The sequence below is a fragment of the Micromonospora sp. NPDC049301 genome (genome assembly GCF_040678715.1).
In the GTDB taxonomy this organism is placed as follows: domain Bacteria; phylum Actinomycetota; class Actinomycetes; order Mycobacteriales; family Micromonosporaceae; genus Micromonospora.
In genome coordinates, this window is record NZ_JBFAQO010000001.1 from 1,230,315 (window position 1) to 1,244,240 (window position 13,926).

Sequence of the window (13,926 nt, forward strand, 5' to 3'; positions counted from 1 at the left end):
CGGCCGCCCCGGCGTCGAACCTTTGCCGCCCCGCGCCCGTACCACTGCGCGGGAGGTCAGACCATGAGGGTGCGCCGAGTGCTCGCCGCCGTGCTGGTCGCCGTCGCGACCGTGCCGTTCAGCGCCGCGCCCGCCATCGCGCACGGCGCCCCGACCAGCCCGGTCAGCCGGGCCGCGGCCTGCGGACCGGAGGGCCGGTACGCGGCCACCAGCGCCTGCCGTGCGGCGGTCGAGGCGGGCGCGGCGGTCCGCGAGTGGGACAACGTCCGGGTCGCCGCGATCAACGGCCGGGACCGGGAGCGGATTCCGGACGGGGAGCTGTGCAGCGGTGGGCTCTCCGCGTACCGGGGGCTCGACCTGCCCCGGACCGACTGGCCGACCACCGAGCTGACCCCCGGCGCCCGGTTCACCTTCCGTTACCGGACCACCATCGAGCACCGGGGCACCTTCCGGCTCTACGTCACCCGGCCCGGGTACGACCCCCGCGCGCCGCTGACCTGGGGAGATCTGGAGTCGCGCCCGTTTCTGACGGTGACCGACCCGCCGGTGCGGGCCGGGGCGTACCAGCTGCCGGGCCGGCTGCCGGCGGGCCGCGACGGCCGGCACCTGATCTACACGATCTGGCAGAACTCCAACACCCCGGACACCTACTACTCCTGCTCCGACGTGCTGTTCCGCCCGGCGGGCGGCGGCACGGCCACGGGTGGCCGGCGACCGGCCGCCTCGCCGAAGGGCGCGCCGGCGGTGCCGCGTACCGCCGCGAGCCGGCCGGCCGCCACCGAGCCGGCGGTGGCGGCGGCGGCCGACCCGGGCGTGCCGGTGGCGTCGGTGACCGACCTCAGCGGCCGGTGGCCGGTGCTGGCCGGGGCCGCCGCCGTGCTGGTCGTCGCGCTGCTGGTCGGCGCGGGTCGGCTGCGCCGCACCGGTGCCGCGCCGGTGGGCCGGCAGTGCGAGGTGCGCAACCACCGGGCCGGGCGTCGCCGGATCTGGTGACCCGGCCCGCCGGCTACCCGGTGCGGGCTCAGCCCAGGTGACGCTCGATCTCGGCCAGCTCCTCGGCGCTGAAGTCGAGATTGTCCAGCGCGGCGATGTTCGTCTCCAGCTGGCCGACGCTGCTCGCCCCGATGATCAGGCTGGTCATCCGCGGGTCACGCAGCGCCCAGGCCAGCGCGAGCTGCGCCAGTGACTGGCCGCGCCGCTCGGCGACACCGCCCAGCCCCCGGATGGTGGCCATCCTCTCCTCGCTGAGGTCGCTCTCGTTGAGGAAGACGCTGGTGCGCACCCGGGAGTCGGCCGGGATGCCGCCCAGGTAGCGGTCGGTCAGCAGACCCTGCGCCAGCGGGCTGTACGCGATGCAGCCGGCACCCACCTGCTCCAGCGTGTCGAGCAGGCCGTCGGCCTCCGTCCAGCGGTTGAGCATCGAGTACGACGGCTGGTTGATCAGCAGCGGCGTGCCCAGCTCGCGCAGGATCGCGGCGGCGCGGGCCGTCTGCTCGGAGTTGTAGTTCGAGATGCCGACGTAGAGCGCCTTGCCGGAGCGGACGACGGCGTCCAGCGCGCCCATCGTCTCCTCCAGCGGGGTGTCCGGGTCGAACCGGTGCGAGTAGAAGACGTCGACGTAGTCCAGCCCCATCCGGCTCAGCGACTGGTCCAGCGAGGAGATCAGGTACTTGCGCGAGCCCCACTCGCCGTACGGGCCGGGCCACATCAGGTAGCCGGCCTTGCTGGAGATGACCAGCTCGTCGCGGTACGGCTTCAGGTCGGTGGCGAGCAGCCGGCCGAAGTTCTCCTCCGCGGCGCCGGGCGGCGGGCCGTAGTTGTTGGCCAGGTCGAAGTGGGTCACACCGAGGTCGAAGGCGCGCAGGACGATGTCGCGCTGCCGTTGCATCGGGCGGTCCGGGCCGAAGTTGTGCCACAGCCCGAGGGAGACGGCGGGCAGCCGCAGGCCACTGCGTCCGCTGCGCCGGTAGGTCATGGTGTCGTAGCGGTCATCCGCGGCGAGGTAGGTCACGATCATGAGCCTAGCTCCGGCTCCGGGTACACGGGATCGGGCGTGGGAACCCGGACAAGGGGGTAGTTTCGAGACCATGCGTCTCATCGCGCTCGACACCCCCAAACCGCTGTCCAGGATCGGGTTGGGCACCTGGCAGTTCGGTTCCCGGGAATGGGGCTACGGCCCGGATTTCGAGCGTCAGGCGGCGCAGATCGTCCGGCGCGCCCTGGAGTTGGGCGTAACGGTCTTCGACACCGCGGAGATCTACGGCTTCGGGCGCAGCGAACGGATCCTCGGCGCGGCGCTCGGCGACGACCGGCCGAAGGTGGTGATCGCGTCCAAGATCTTCCCCGTGCTGCCGGTGGCCGCGGTGGTGCAGCAGCGGGCGGTGGCCTCGGCGGCCCGGCTTGGCGTCACCACCCTCGACCTCTACCAGGTGCACCAGCCGCACCCCCTGGTCGCCGACCACAGCACCATGCGCGGCATGCGGGCGTTGCAGGACGTCGGGCTGGTCGGCGAGGTCGGGGTGAGCAACTACGGGCTGCGCCGCTGGCAGGTCGCCGAGGCGGCGCTGGGCCGGCGGGTGCTCAGCAACCAGGTCCGCTACAGCATGGTGGACCGCGCCCCCGAGCAGGATCTCCTTCCGTACGCGCGGGAGGCCGGCCGGGTGGTCATCGCGTACAGCCCGCTGGCCCAGGGCTTCCTCTCCGGCCGCTACGACGCGAAGAACCCGCCGACCGGCGCCGTCCGGCGGGCCAACCCGTACTTCCTGCCAGAGAACCTGGAGCGGGGCGCCACCCTCATCGACACGCTGCGCCAGGTCGCCGACGCGCACGACGCCACCCCCAGCCAGATCGCACTGGCGTACGTGCTGCGCCACCCGAACGTGCTGGCCATTCCCGGCGCGTCCGGTGTGGAGCAGATGGAACGCAACGCCGCCGCCGCCGACATCGACCTCACCGACGGCGAGTACGCGGCGCTGGCCGAGGCCGCCGAACGGTTCCGCCCGGTCACCGGCCTCGCCGCGATGCCCCGGATGCTGCGCGCCCGGTTCACCGGCCCGACAGGAAAGTGAGCACAGTGGACGAGATCACCGCAATGATCCTGGACGACCACGCCGCCTTCCGGCGTGGCTTCGCCCGCCTCGACGATGCCCGCGACGAGCAGGAGTTGCTGGCCATCTGGGACGCACTCGCCCTGCACCTGGACATCCACGCCGAGGCCGAGGAGGCGATCCTCTACCCGCACCTGGTCAAGCACGGCGACGACGGCGAGGACGAGACCGCCGACGCGATCGGCGACCACAACAAGATCCGCGACGCCATCGCCGAGTCGAAGCTGCACCCCGTCGGCTCGGAACGCTGGTGGGCGGCGGTCGGCACGGCCCGCCGGGAGAACAGCGAGCACCTGGCCGAGGAGGAGGACGAGGCGCTGCCCGACTTCCGCCGGCACGCCAGCGCCGAGCTGCGCGCCGAGCTGGGCCACCGCTGGCTCACCTTCTACGGCGAGCACAAGAACGGGCGTGACCTGCCGTTCCGTGACAAGGACCCGCAGCGGTACGTGGCCGACCACCGCTGAGATCTCCCCGGGACGGGGGAGTCGCCGCGGCCGGTATCGGCAGCAGAATGACGAGGTGACCCTCCGAGCGGCACTGGCCCCGCTGGTCGCCGGCACCACCTGGCGACGCGGCGTGTTCCTGCTGCTCGGCGGGGTGCTGGCGCTGCCGTACGGGGTCCTCGCGGCGACCTTCGCCCAACTGCTCGCCGACTCGTCGATCCCCCGCCCGCTGGTGTACGCCGTGCTGGTCGTCGCGGTGCTGATCGCCGTGGTGCCGTTGCTGCTGGACGGCAGCCGAGCGCTGGAGATCGCCGCCGTACGGGCTCTGCTCGGTGTCGACCTGCCCGAACCCGCACCGGGGCACCAGGGCGATCGGGAGACCCGGCTGCGCAGCGCGCTCTGGATCGCCACCCACCTCATCGTCGGCGCTCTGGTGATGGTCGCGCTGTTCAGCGCCCTGCCGATGGCGTTGGCGTTCATCGCCCAGCAGTTCGGCATCGGCGCCGAGTTGACCCGCCAGGAACGGTTCGGGCCGCTGGACGGGCGGGACAGCGGCTGGCTGACCCTGACCGGGGTGCTCCTGCTGGTTGGCCTCGGCTACGCCGTCGCCGGGCTCGGCGCGCTCGCCGCGTCCATGGCACCGGTGCTGCTCGGCCCCGCTCAGGCGGAACGGATCGCCGCCCTGGAGGCGCGGGCCACCCGACTCGCCGAACGCAACCGGCTGGCCCGGGAGCTGCACGACTCGGTCGGCCACGCGCTGACGGTGGCCACCCTCCAGGCCGGGGCCGCCCGCGAGGTGCTCGACACCGACCCGGAGTTCGTCCGGCGGGCGCTCATCGCCATCGAGGAGGCCGGGCGGACGGCGATGGACGAACTGGACCACGTGCTCGGGCTGCTCCGGGAGACCGGCGGCGGACGGCGTTCGGTGGCGCCGCAGCGTACCCTCGCCGACCTGGACCGGCTGGTCACCGACGCCCGCTCGACCGGGCTGGCGGTGCACGCGCAGCGCGCCGGCGACCCGGCGCGGGTGCCCCCGGCGGTCTCCCGCGAGGGCTACCGGATCGTCCAGGAAGGGCTGACCAACGCCGCCCGGTACGGCCACGGGCCGGTGACGCTGCGGCTGGACCTGCACCCGGACGCGCTGGAGCTGGAGTTGGCCAACGCGGTGGGGCGTCCCGCCCGCGCCGACCCGGGCCGGGGTGGCCGTGGCCTGGACGGGATGCGGGAGCGGGTGCTGCTGCTCGGCGGCCGGCTCACCGTGGGCCCGGACGGCGACCGCTGGCTGATCCGGGCCCGCCTGCCGTACGAGGGGACGCGATGACCACCGGCGTTTTGATCGTCGACGACGACGAGCTGATCCGGGTCGGGCTGCGGGCCATCATCGACGCCCAACCCGACCTGCGGGTGCTCGCCGAGGCCGCGGACGGGGCCGAGGTGCCGCCGCTGGTCGCCCGGCACCGGCCGGCCGTGGTGCTGATGGACGTGCGGATGCCCGGCATCGACGGCATCCAGGCCACCCGGCACCTGCTCGCCACCTCCGCCGATCCGCCCCGGGTGCTGGTGGTCACCACCTTCGCCAACGACGAGTACGTCTACGAGGCGCTGCGCGCCGGCGCCGCCGGTTTCCTGCTCAAACGGGCCCGGCCGGCCGAGGTGGTCGAGGCGGTCCGGGTAGTGGCGGCGGGGGAGTCACTGCTCTTTCCGGCCGCGATCCGCAGGCTGGCCGGGGCGTACGGGCCGACCGGCGGTGATCGGCTGGCCGGCGCCCGGCTCACCGAGCGGGAGGCCGAGGTACTGCGGCTGATGACCACCGGGCGGTCCAACCCGGAGATCGCCGAGCACCTGGTGGTGGGGGTGGAGACGGTCAAGACGCACGTCGGCAACGTGCTGGCCAAGCTGGGCGTACGTGATCGCACCCAGGCGGTGATCGCCGCCTACGAGTCCGGCTTCGTCACCCCGTCCGGCTAGGGCCTTCCCCCGCCCGGGGGAGCGGGTTCACCGGCGGCCGGGAGGGGTTCGGCCGAGCGTGGGCCGAGGCTGGAAACATGACGACGATCACTGTCTCCCGACCCCGACCCGACTCCCGATGGCCCGACCGGCTGGCCCCGCTGGCCGCCGGCTGGCTCGGCCTGTGGGGCGTGCTAGCCCTGCTCGGCACGCTCACCGGCGCCGGCTACCCGTTCGGCGCGAACGACCCGCACGGCGGTGACGCCAACCTGCTGCGCCTGGTGCCGGTGGAGGTGGCCACCCCGCTCTTCGCCGGGGTGCTGCTGACCGCCGCGGTGGCGGCGCTGGCGATGAGCCGCCCGGCCGTACGCCCGCCCGGCCCGCTGCGGGTGCTGCTCGCCGGCTACGGCTGGAGGTGGCGTTCGTGCTCGCCGTGGTCGTTCCGGACGCCCGGGTGCTCGTCATCCTCGGCTACCTGCCGATGCTGATCATCGGAGCGCCGTTCGGTTGGCCCCCGGTCGACTACGCCGAGGTGTTCACCTGGGCGCTGTACGCCCGCTTCGCCGCGCTCGTCGGCGGGCTGCTGCTGGCCGGGGCGGTGCTCGCCTGGCAGCGCCGTACCGTCGGGGCCTGCGTGGGCTGCGGTCGCCACCACGTCGACCAGGGCTGGACCACCCCGGCCGCCGCCGCGCGCTGGGGCCGGTGGGCCGCCGGCATCGCCGCCGCCATTCCGTTCGCGTACGCGCTGACCCGGTTCGCGTGGGCGGCCGGCATCCCGCTGGGCATCTCCCGGGAGTTCCTGACCGAGATGCAGGACACCGGGCTGGTGTGGGCCGGGTTCGGGCTGGGAGCCTTCGCCACCGTCGGCGCGATCCTCACCCTCGGGCTGGTGCAGCGGTGGGGCGAGCGGTTTCCGCGCTGGATGCCCGGGCTGGCCGGCCGTCGGGTGCCGGTGAAGCTGGCCGTGGTGCCGGCCACGCTGGTCGCCGTCGCGGTGACGGCGGCCACTCTGGGTCTGTTCAGCAACCCCGAGTTCTGGCAGCTCACCCACGGGTTCAGCGTGACCGGGGCGCCGATGCTGCTCTGGCCGTTCTGGGGCGTGGCGCTCGGCGCCGCCACGTACGCGTACCACCTGCGCCGACGTGGCGCCTGCCGCCGCTGTGGTCGGGGCTGAGGGTGGGAGCGGGGGTGCCCCTCCGATGCCGGGGCGCTCCCGGGAATGTGAGCTAGCGTGGGTCGGGTGACTGCGCCCTCCCCGGTAATCCCGGTTCCACCGGCCGACCTGCCCGGCACGCTCGGCGCGCTACGGGCGGCCGGTCACCAGTACCGCACCGTCAAGCAGGAACTCCGCGCCAACCTCCTGGCCCGGATGCGCAACGGCGAGACCCGCTTCCCCGGCATCGTCGGCTACGACGACAGCGTGCTGCCCGAGGTCGAGCGGGCCCTGCTCGCCGGGCACGACATGGTGCTGCTCGGCGAGCGTGGCCAGGGCAAGACCCGGCTGATCCGCTCCCTCGGCGCGCTGCTCGACGAGTGGACCCCGGTCATCCCCGGCTCGGTGCTCAACGAGCACCCGATGCACCCGCTCACCCCGGCGTCGCGCGCGCAGGTCGCCGAGGCCGGCGACGACCAGCCGGTCGGCTGGCTGCACCGCTCGATGCGCTACGGCGAGAAGTTGGCCACCCCGGACACCAGCGTCGGCGACCTGATCGGTGACGTGGACCCGATCCGGATCGCCCAGGGCCGTACCCTCGGCGACCCGGAGACCATCCACTTCGGGCTGGTGCCGCGTACCAACCGGGGCATCTTCGCCGTCAACGAGCTGCCCGACCTGGCCGAGCGGATCCAGGTGGCGCTGCTCAACGTGCTGGAGGAGCGCGACATCCAGGTGCGCGGCTACCAGCTGCGGCTGCCGCTGGACCTGCTCCTGGTGGCCAGCGCCAACCCGGAGGACTACACCAACCGGGGCCGGATCATCACCCCGCTCAAGGACCGGTTCGGCGCGGAGATCCGTACCCACTACCCGGTCGACCTGGAGTTGGAGCTGGAGCTGATCCGGCAGGAGGCCGACCTCGTCGCCGAGGTGCCGGAGCACGTCCTGGAGGTCCTGGCCCGGTTCGCCCGCGCGGTGCGCGAGTCACCGTCGGTGGACCCGCGCTCGGGTGTCTCCGCCCGGTTCGCCATCGCCGCCGCCGAGACCGTGGCCGGTGCCGCGCTGCGCCGCGCCGGCCTGCTCGCCGCCGGCGGCACCCCGGAGGGACGCCCCGAGGCCGCCGTGGCCCGGGTCGGCGACGCGGTGTCGACGACCAGCACGTTGCGCGGCAAGGTCGAGTTCGAGAGCGGCGAGGAGGGGCGGGAGATCGAGATCCTGGCCCACCTGCTGCGGACCGCGACCGCCGAGACGTTCCGGGCCAGGCTGGCCGGGCTGGACCTGTCCGGGTTCACCGGCCTGGTCGAGGACGGCGCGGCGATCGAGACCGGGGAGCTGGTCAGCGCCGCCGAGCTGCTGCGCCAGGTGGGCACGGTGCCCGGGCTGGCCAAGGTGCTGGACCGGCTCGGCCTGGGCGACGCGCCCACCCCGGAGGAGGCCGCCGCCGGTGTCGAGTTCGTGCTGGAAGGGCTGCACCTGACCCGCCGGCTCGGCAAGGACGTCACCGACTCCGGGCGCACCGTCTACGGCGGCCGGGGCTGACCGTGGCCGGCAACCGGTTCCGGTACGGCCAGTGGCGCGGCGGCCCCGACCCGCTCGCGCCCCCGTACGACGTGCGCGAGGCGGTGGACGCGGTCGGCGCCGAGGTGCTGGCCGGCGGCAGCCTGCGGGAGGCACTGCGCGACCTGCTGCGCCGTGGCCCGCAGGGGCGTGGCGGGCTGGACGATCTGGCTGCCCGTGCCCGCCGCTTGCGTCGGGAGGCCCTGCGTCGGGGTGACCTGGACGGCGCGGTGACCCGAGCACGGGCGTTGCTCGACCAGGCGCTGGCCGCCGAGCGGGACGAGCTGCGGGGCCGTGACGACGACGGCGCGCGGTTCGCCGAGTCGGTGCTGGACAACCTGCCCCGCTCCACGGCCCGTGCGGTGGAGGAGCTGGGCGGCTACCAGTGGGCCAGCGAGGACGCCCGGCGGTCGTACCAGGAGATCCTGGACCAGCTTCGCGGCGACGTCCTCGGGCAGCGTTTCGCCGGCCTGCGCGACGCGGTGCGCGCCTCCGCCGACCCGGCCGTGCAGCGGCGGCTCGCCGAGATGATGAGCGACCTGAACGACCTGCTGGCCCGGCACGGCCGCGCGGAGGACACCACCGACGCGTTCGCCGAGTTCATGCGCCGGCACGGCGACTTCTTCCCGGAGCGGCCGGAGACCGTCGACGAGTTGATCGACGTGCTGGCCCGGCGCTCGGCGGCCGGCGAACGGCTGATGAACTCGCTCTCCGACCGGCAGCGTGCCGAGCTGGCCGGGCTGATGCAGCAGTCGCTCGGCGACCGGCTCGCCGGTGAGCTCTCCGCGCTCGACGCGAACCTGCGGGCGTTGCGCCCCGACCTGCGGTGGGGGCGCGGTGAGCGGGTCCGGGGCGAGCAGCCGCTGGGCTACGCCGACGCGGCCGGCGCGTTGGGCGAGATCGGCGAGCTGGACGACCTGCTGGACCAGCTCGACCAGGAACACCCCGGCGCCACCCTGGACGACGTGGACGTCGAGGCGGTGGCCCGGACGCTGGGCCGGAGCGCCGCCGACGACGTCCGCCGGCTGCGGGAGCTGGAGCGGGAGCTACGCCGGCAGGGCTGGGTGAGTCGGGACGCCGACGGGCTCACGCTGAGCCCGAAGGCGCTGCGCCGGCTCGGCGGGACGGCACTGCGGCGGGTCTTCGCCGACCTGACCGCCGGGCCGCGCGGCCAGCACGATCTGCGGTCCGCGGGCGCCGCCGGCGAGGTCAGCGGCGGGTCCCGGCCCTGGCAGTACGGCGACGAGCAGCCGTTGGACGTGGTGCGCACCCTGACCCGCGCGGTGAGTCGGGCCGGCCCGAGCGTGCCGGTACAGCTCGCGGTGGACGACTTTGAGGTGGTGGAGACCGAGAAGCGGGCCTCGGCGGCGGTGGTGCTCTGCGTCGATCTCTCGTACTCGATGATCTCGCAGGGTCGCTGGGGGCCGATGAAGCAGACCGCCCTGGCGCTGGCGCACCTCATGGAGACGCGCTTTCCGCAGGACGCCCTGCAGATCGTCGGCTTCGGTCGGGAGGCGATGACGCTCAGCCAGCAGGAGCTGGCCGCCGTGGAGCCGGACATGGAGCAGGGCACCAACCTCCAGCACGCGCTGCGACTGGCCGGTCGGCACCTGCGCCGGCATCCGGACGCCGAGCCGGTGGTGCTGGTGGTCACCGACGGCGAGCCGACCGCCCACCTGGACCCGGACGACGGGGAGGCGCTGTTCCACTGGCCGCCGCTGCCGGAGACGATCGAGGCGACGGTCCGCGAGGTGGACCGGCTCAGCCGCTACGGCGCCACGCTCAACCTGTTCATGCTCGGCGACGATCCGGGCCTGCGCCGCTTCGTCGACGCGGTGGCCCGACGCAGCCGAGGCCGCATGTTCACCCCGGACACCGGCGACCTGGGCGAGTACGTGGTCAGCGACTACCTCCGCTCCCGCCAATCCCGCCGCTAACCCCCGCCCGGCGGGGTTGACTGGGGGGGTGGATAGCGGGGGCCTGCGGCGGGCGTACGGCGGTGTTTTCGCCGAGATCGACGGGGCGGTCTTCGGGCCGCCGCCGGAGGGGCAGCTCAGTGCCGAGCAGATCGTGGCGCACCTGGTCGCCAACGACGAGCTGATGATCCAGGCCACCGAGGCGTTGCTGGCCGGGTCGACGTTCGCCTACTACGACCTGGAGGACATCCACCGTCCGCAGCTCGACGCGCTGATCGCCGAGCAGGGTGGCGTGCGGGGCCTGGCCGCGCTGCTGCACGGCACCAGCGACCGGCTCTGCGCGCTGGTCGACCAACTCGGCCTCGCGGCGGACACCCCGGTCGAGACGCACCTGCGGGAGGGCTTCGACCTCATCGTCGACGAGCCGCTGCCCTGGTCGCGCACGCTGGACCTGCACACCCGCGTCCACCTGCCCAAGCACCAGGCCCAACTGCACCTGCTCCGCACCTGAGCCGCACTGATCTGGTGCAGCCGTTCGGTGTGGCGGTGATGCGTCGGACCGGCCGGTGCCCTGGGCTGCGCTGAGCGGTGGCAGAGACGGCGGATCAGCTGCCGATCAGCTCGGGGCGGGGGTGGAAGGTGCGGCGGTAGGCGGAGGGCGCCACGCCGATGCGCTGGTGGAGTTGCTGGCGCAGGGCGGCGGTGGTGCCGAAACCGCTGCGGTGGGCGATCTGGTCGACGGTGAGGTCGGTCGTCTCCAGCAGCAGTCGAGCGTGGTCGGTGCGCTGCTGGAGCAGCCACTGCGCCGGGCTCAGCCCGGTCTCCGAGCGGAAGCGCCGAGTGAAGGTGCGCACGCTCATCCGGACCTGTTCGGCGAGGTCGCGCAGCGCGATCGGCTCGTGCAGCCGCTGCCGGGCCCACTCCCGGGCGCCGGCGGTGCTGGTGTCGGTGACCTTCGGTACCGGCTGCTCGATGTACTGCGCCTGACCGCCGTCGCGCCAGGGCGGCATCACGCAGCGGCGGGCCGCGCGGTTGGCCACCTCGCTGCCGTGGTCGAGGCGGATGACGTGCAGGCAGAGGTCGATGCCGGCGGCCACTCCCGCCGAGGTGAGCACCCGGTCGTCGCCGATGAACAGCACACCCGGGTCGAGGTCCACCCGCTCGTACAGCCGGCGGAACCGCTCCGCGTACGCCCAGTGGGTGGTGGCCCGGCGCCCGTCGAGCAGCCCGGCGGCCGCCAGCACGAACGCCCCCGTGCAGATCGACATCACCCGGGCTCCCCGCTCGTACGCCGCCCGCAGCGCCTCGGCCACCTCCGGCTCGACGACGCCCGAGGTCAGCGCGCTGCCGTCGTGGATGCCCGCGACGATCACCGTGTCGGCGGTGTCGAGCAGCTCCAGCCCGTGGTCGGGGAGCACCTGGAAGCCGGCGGTGCTGCGGACCGGCTGGCCACCCGGGGTGCAGACCCGGACGTCGTAGAAGTGCTCGTCGGCGGCACTGCGGGCGGTGCTGAAGACCTGGGACGGGGTGCCGAGGTCGAGGCCGACCACCTGATCCAGGGCGAGTACGGCGATCCGGTGCGGGCGTACGGTCATGGCCCGATTATTGCGCATGATGGCTTTCCGGCCACTCGTCGGTGCCGGTGGCGCCGCCCAGACTGGTCCGCGTGACGAAGAACCGCCGCCTGCACCCCGCCTGGCTGGTCGCCGCCGTCGCCTTCGTGGCGCTGGTCGGCGCGGCCGGCTTCCGCGCCACCCCCTCGGTGCTGCTGCACCCGCTGCACGAGGAGTTCGGCTGGCCGCTGGCCACCATCTCCGCGGCGGTCTCGGTCAACCTGCTGCTCTACGGGCTCACCGCCCCGTTCGCCGCCGCGCTGATGGACCGGTTCGGCATCCGCCGGGTGGTCTCGGTGGCGCTGCTTCTGGTCGCCGCGGGCAGCGCGCTGACGGTCTTCATGACCGCCAGCTGGCAGCTGCTGCTCTGCTGGGGCGTGCTGGTCGGGCTGGGCACCGGCTCGATGGCGTTGGCCTTCGTGGCCACCGTCACCGGACGCTGGTTCGTCCGCCGGCGGGGCCTGGTCACCGGGGTGCTGACCGCGGGCGGGGCGGCGGGGCAGCTGGTCTTCCTGCCGCTGATCGCGGTGCTGGTGCGCGACCACGGCTGGCGTACGGCGGCACTCGTCGTGGCCGGAGCCGCGCTGGCGGTCGTACCCCTGGTGGTGTGGCTGCTGCGCGAGCACCCGGCGGATCTCGACCTGCCCGCCTACGGCGCGACCGAGGTGGTCGCGGCGCCGCCGCCGACCGGCGGCGCGGCGACCCGCGCGCTGGGCGCGCTCGCCACCGCGGCCCGGACCCGGCCGTTCTGGCTGCTGGCCGGCGGGTTCGCGATCTGCGGCGCGACCACCAACGGCCTCGTCGGTACGCACTTCGTGCCGGCCGCCCACGACCACGGCATGTCCGAGACCACGGCCGCCAGCCTGCTCGCCCTGGTCGGGCTGTTCGACATCGTCGGCACGATCGCCTCCGGCTGGCTGACCGACCGGGTGGACAGCCGGCTGCTGCTCGGCGCCTACTACGCGCTGCGCGGGGCGTCGCTGCTGCTCCTGCCGAGCCTGTTCGCCGGCACCGCCAGGCCCAGCATGCTGGTCTTCATCATCTTCTACGGCCTGGACTGGGTGGCGACCGTGCCGCCGACCGTGGCGCTGTGCCGGGAGTACTTCGGCACCGCCGGGCCGGTCGTTTTCGGTTGGGTGTTCGCCGCCCACCAGCTCGGCGCGGCGGTCGCCGCGACCGGCGCGGGGCTGGTCCGCGACCAGCTCGGCGACTACGCGATGGCCTGGTACGTGGCTGGGGGGCTGTCGATCGGCGCGGCCGGGCTGTCGCTGCTGCTGCGCCGTCGACCGGGTCGGCCGGTGCCGGAGGCCGTCCTGGTCGCCGCGACCGCGCCCCGGGCCTGGAGCTACCGGGGCTGAGGCCGGGCGGCGCGACCGGCGCCCGCCAGCCGGGTCAGCCGAGGGTCCACTGCTGGGCCGGCCGGCCGTCGCAGGGCCGCTGGCGGACCTCGTCGCCAGCCTCGTCGCCGTCGTCGTCGGCCTGACCGCACTTGCCGCTGTGCGCGGCGACCAGCAGCACCGGGCCGGTGCCCGTGGCGGTCAGCCGCCACTGCTGGTTGGCCCCGCCGTGGCAGGGAAACTGGAGCATCTTGGCGCCGTCGTCGCCGCTGCCGCCCTCGACGTCGAGGCACTGCCCGTAGGCGGCGTTGGTCAGCGTCACCACGTCCGCGCCGGCGGGGTTGACCACCCACTGCTGCTCCGGGCCGCCGGTGCAGGCCGCGAGCTGCGCCTCCGCCTCCTCGCCGTCGCCGTCGAGCCCGAGGCAGAGCCCGGAGGCGGCGCGCAGCACTTTGGGGCCGGTGGTCGGGGCGGCCGGGGTGGTGGCCGCCGGTGTCGGCGACGGCTGGGCCGCCGGGGTGGTCGGGCTCGGCTCCGCCGCCGGGGTGGTGGGCTCCGCCGCGCTCGACGGCGCGCCGACCGTCGCCGGCACGACCGGCTCGTCGTCACCGCCGAAGAGTCCGGTGGCGAACACCACCCCCAGGAGCAGGCCGACCAGGCCGACCGCCAGCGCCACCCGCAGCAGCGGGTCGGCCAGCGGGCCGGAGCGGGGCGCCCGCCGGCCGCCGCCGTAGACGGTGCCGGCGGGGTCGGGGCGTTGCTCGGGCGCGGACATACGCGCCATCCTCACCCACCTCGGCGGGCCGGTGCCAGTCCGGCGTCAGTCGACGACCACGAACCTGCGGCGGAGACA

The 13,926-nt window shown here is 74.4% G+C and carries 14 protein-coding genes; 11 read left to right on the plus strand and 3 right to left on the minus strand.

Going from position 1 to position 13,926, the window contains the following annotated elements; genetic code table 11:
• The first annotated feature begins 63 nt into the window (after positions 1 to 63).
• Positions 64 to 993, plus strand: a complete 930-nt coding sequence (locus AB0K07_RS05885) for a lytic polysaccharide monooxygenase (protein WP_363751262.1) — start codon at positions 64 to 66, stop codon at positions 991 to 993.
• Between the two features lie 28 nt (positions 994 to 1,021).
• On the opposite strand, the gene mgrA is transcribed toward AB0K07_RS05885, so the two are convergent.
• Positions 1,022 to 2,017: an L-glyceraldehyde 3-phosphate reductase gene (mgrA, locus tag AB0K07_RS05890; protein WP_363751263.1), complete on the minus strand. Its 996-nt coding sequence runs from the start codon at positions 2,015 to 2,017 to the stop codon at positions 1,022 to 1,024.
• Between the two features lie 70 nt (positions 2,018 to 2,087).
• Between mgrA and AB0K07_RS05895 the strand changes: the two genes are divergently transcribed.
• The 9 genes from AB0K07_RS05895 to AB0K07_RS05935 all read left to right on the plus strand — a co-directional run bounded on the left by AB0K07_RS05895 (position 2,088) and on the right by AB0K07_RS05935 (position 10,634).
• The gene (locus AB0K07_RS05895) at positions 2,088 to 3,068 is read left to right on the plus strand and encodes an aldo/keto reductase (protein WP_363751264.1); all 981 of its coding nucleotides are present in this window, start codon (positions 2,088 to 2,090) and stop codon (positions 3,066 to 3,068) included.
• A gap of 5 nt (positions 3,069 to 3,073) precedes the next feature.
• On the plus strand, positions 3,074 to 3,571 hold the full coding sequence (locus AB0K07_RS05900) for a hemerythrin domain-containing protein (protein ID WP_363751265.1): 498 nt from the start codon (positions 3,074 to 3,076) through the stop codon (positions 3,569 to 3,571).
• Positions 3,572 to 3,626: 55 nt separating this feature from the next.
• The gene (locus AB0K07_RS05905; RefSeq protein ID WP_363751267.1) at positions 3,627 to 4,871 is read left to right on the plus strand and encodes a histidine kinase; all 1,245 of its coding nucleotides are present in this window, start codon (positions 3,627 to 3,629) and stop codon (positions 4,869 to 4,871) included.
• Positions 4,868 to 5,518 (plus strand): response regulator transcription factor, encoded by a 651-nt coding sequence (locus AB0K07_RS05910; RefSeq protein ID WP_363751268.1) that lies wholly within the window; start codon positions 4,868 to 4,870, stop codon positions 5,516 to 5,518. Before AB0K07_RS05905 ends, AB0K07_RS05910 begins: the two co-directional genes overlap by 4 nt.
• Before the next feature lie 77 nt (positions 5,519 to 5,595).
• Positions 5,596 to 5,985, plus strand: coding sequence for a hypothetical protein (locus AB0K07_RS05915; RefSeq protein WP_363751269.1), 390 nt, complete (start codon positions 5,596 to 5,598; stop codon positions 5,983 to 5,985).
• A complete protein-coding gene (locus AB0K07_RS05920; protein ID WP_363751270.1) occupies positions 5,922 to 6,671 on the plus strand; it encodes a hypothetical protein in 750 nt (249 codons plus the stop codon). The genes AB0K07_RS05915 and AB0K07_RS05920 overlap by 64 nt, the downstream gene beginning before the upstream one ends.
• 57 nt (positions 6,672 to 6,728) lie before the next feature.
• Positions 6,729 to 8,189: a sigma 54-interacting transcriptional regulator gene (locus AB0K07_RS05925; protein ID WP_363751271.1), complete on the plus strand. Its 1,461-nt coding sequence runs from the start codon at positions 6,729 to 6,731 to the stop codon at positions 8,187 to 8,189.
• A gap of 2 nt (positions 8,190 to 8,191) precedes the next feature.
• The gene (locus AB0K07_RS05930; RefSeq protein WP_363751272.1) at positions 8,192 to 10,144 is read left to right on the plus strand and encodes a VWA domain-containing protein; all 1,953 of its coding nucleotides are present in this window, start codon (positions 8,192 to 8,194) and stop codon (positions 10,142 to 10,144) included.
• A gap of 28 nt (positions 10,145 to 10,172) precedes the next feature.
• Positions 10,173 to 10,634: a hypothetical protein gene (locus AB0K07_RS05935; RefSeq protein WP_363751273.1), complete on the plus strand. Its 462-nt coding sequence runs from the start codon at positions 10,173 to 10,175 to the stop codon at positions 10,632 to 10,634.
• A 94-nt stretch (positions 10,635 to 10,728) separates the two neighbouring features.
• Here the strand turns inward: AB0K07_RS05935 and AB0K07_RS05940 are convergent, their stop codons facing one another.
• On the minus strand, positions 10,729 to 11,736 hold the full coding sequence (locus tag AB0K07_RS05940) for a helix-turn-helix domain-containing protein (RefSeq protein WP_363751274.1): 1,008 nt from the start codon (positions 11,734 to 11,736) through the stop codon (positions 10,729 to 10,731).
• Positions 11,737 to 11,789: 53 nt separating this feature from the next.
• On the opposite strand from AB0K07_RS05940, the gene AB0K07_RS05945 reads away from it, so the two are divergent.
• Positions 11,790 to 13,094 (plus strand): MFS transporter, encoded by a 1,305-nt coding sequence (locus tag AB0K07_RS05945; RefSeq protein WP_363751275.1) that lies wholly within the window; start codon positions 11,790 to 11,792, stop codon positions 13,092 to 13,094.
• 34 nt (positions 13,095 to 13,128) lie between these two features.
• Here the strand turns inward: AB0K07_RS05945 and AB0K07_RS05950 are convergent, their stop codons facing one another.
• The gene (locus AB0K07_RS05950; protein ID WP_363751439.1) at positions 13,129 to 13,848 is read right to left on the minus strand and encodes an RICIN domain-containing protein; all 720 of its coding nucleotides are present in this window, start codon (positions 13,846 to 13,848) and stop codon (positions 13,129 to 13,131) included.
• Positions 13,849 to 13,926: the final 78 nt, after the last annotated feature.

Excerpts from the sequence above, each read along its gene's own strand:
- AB0K07_RS05885 (WP_363751262.1), top strand. The coding sequence starts at position 64 with ATGAGGGTGCGCCGAGTGCTCGCCGCCGTGCTGGTCGCCGTCGCGACC.
- mgrA (WP_363751263.1), bottom strand. The coding sequence starts at position 2,017 with ATGATCGTGACCTACCTCGCCGCGGATGACCGCTACGACACCATGACC.
- AB0K07_RS05895 (WP_363751264.1), top strand. The coding sequence starts at position 2,088 with ATGCGTCTCATCGCGCTCGACACCCCCAAACCGCTGTCCAGGATCGGG.
- AB0K07_RS05910 (WP_363751268.1), top strand. The coding sequence starts at position 4,868 with ATGACCACCGGCGTTTTGATCGTCGACGACGACGAGCTGATCCGGGTC.
- AB0K07_RS05915 (WP_363751269.1), top strand. The coding sequence starts at position 5,596 with ATGACGACGATCACTGTCTCCCGACCCCGACCCGACTCCCGATGGCCC.
- AB0K07_RS05940 (WP_363751274.1), bottom strand. The coding sequence starts at position 11,736 with ATGCGCAATAATCGGGCCATGACCGTACGCCCGCACCGGATCGCCGTA.
- AB0K07_RS05950 (WP_363751439.1), bottom strand. The coding sequence starts at position 13,848 with ATGTCCGCGCCCGAGCAACGCCCCGACCCCGCCGGCACCGTCTACGGC.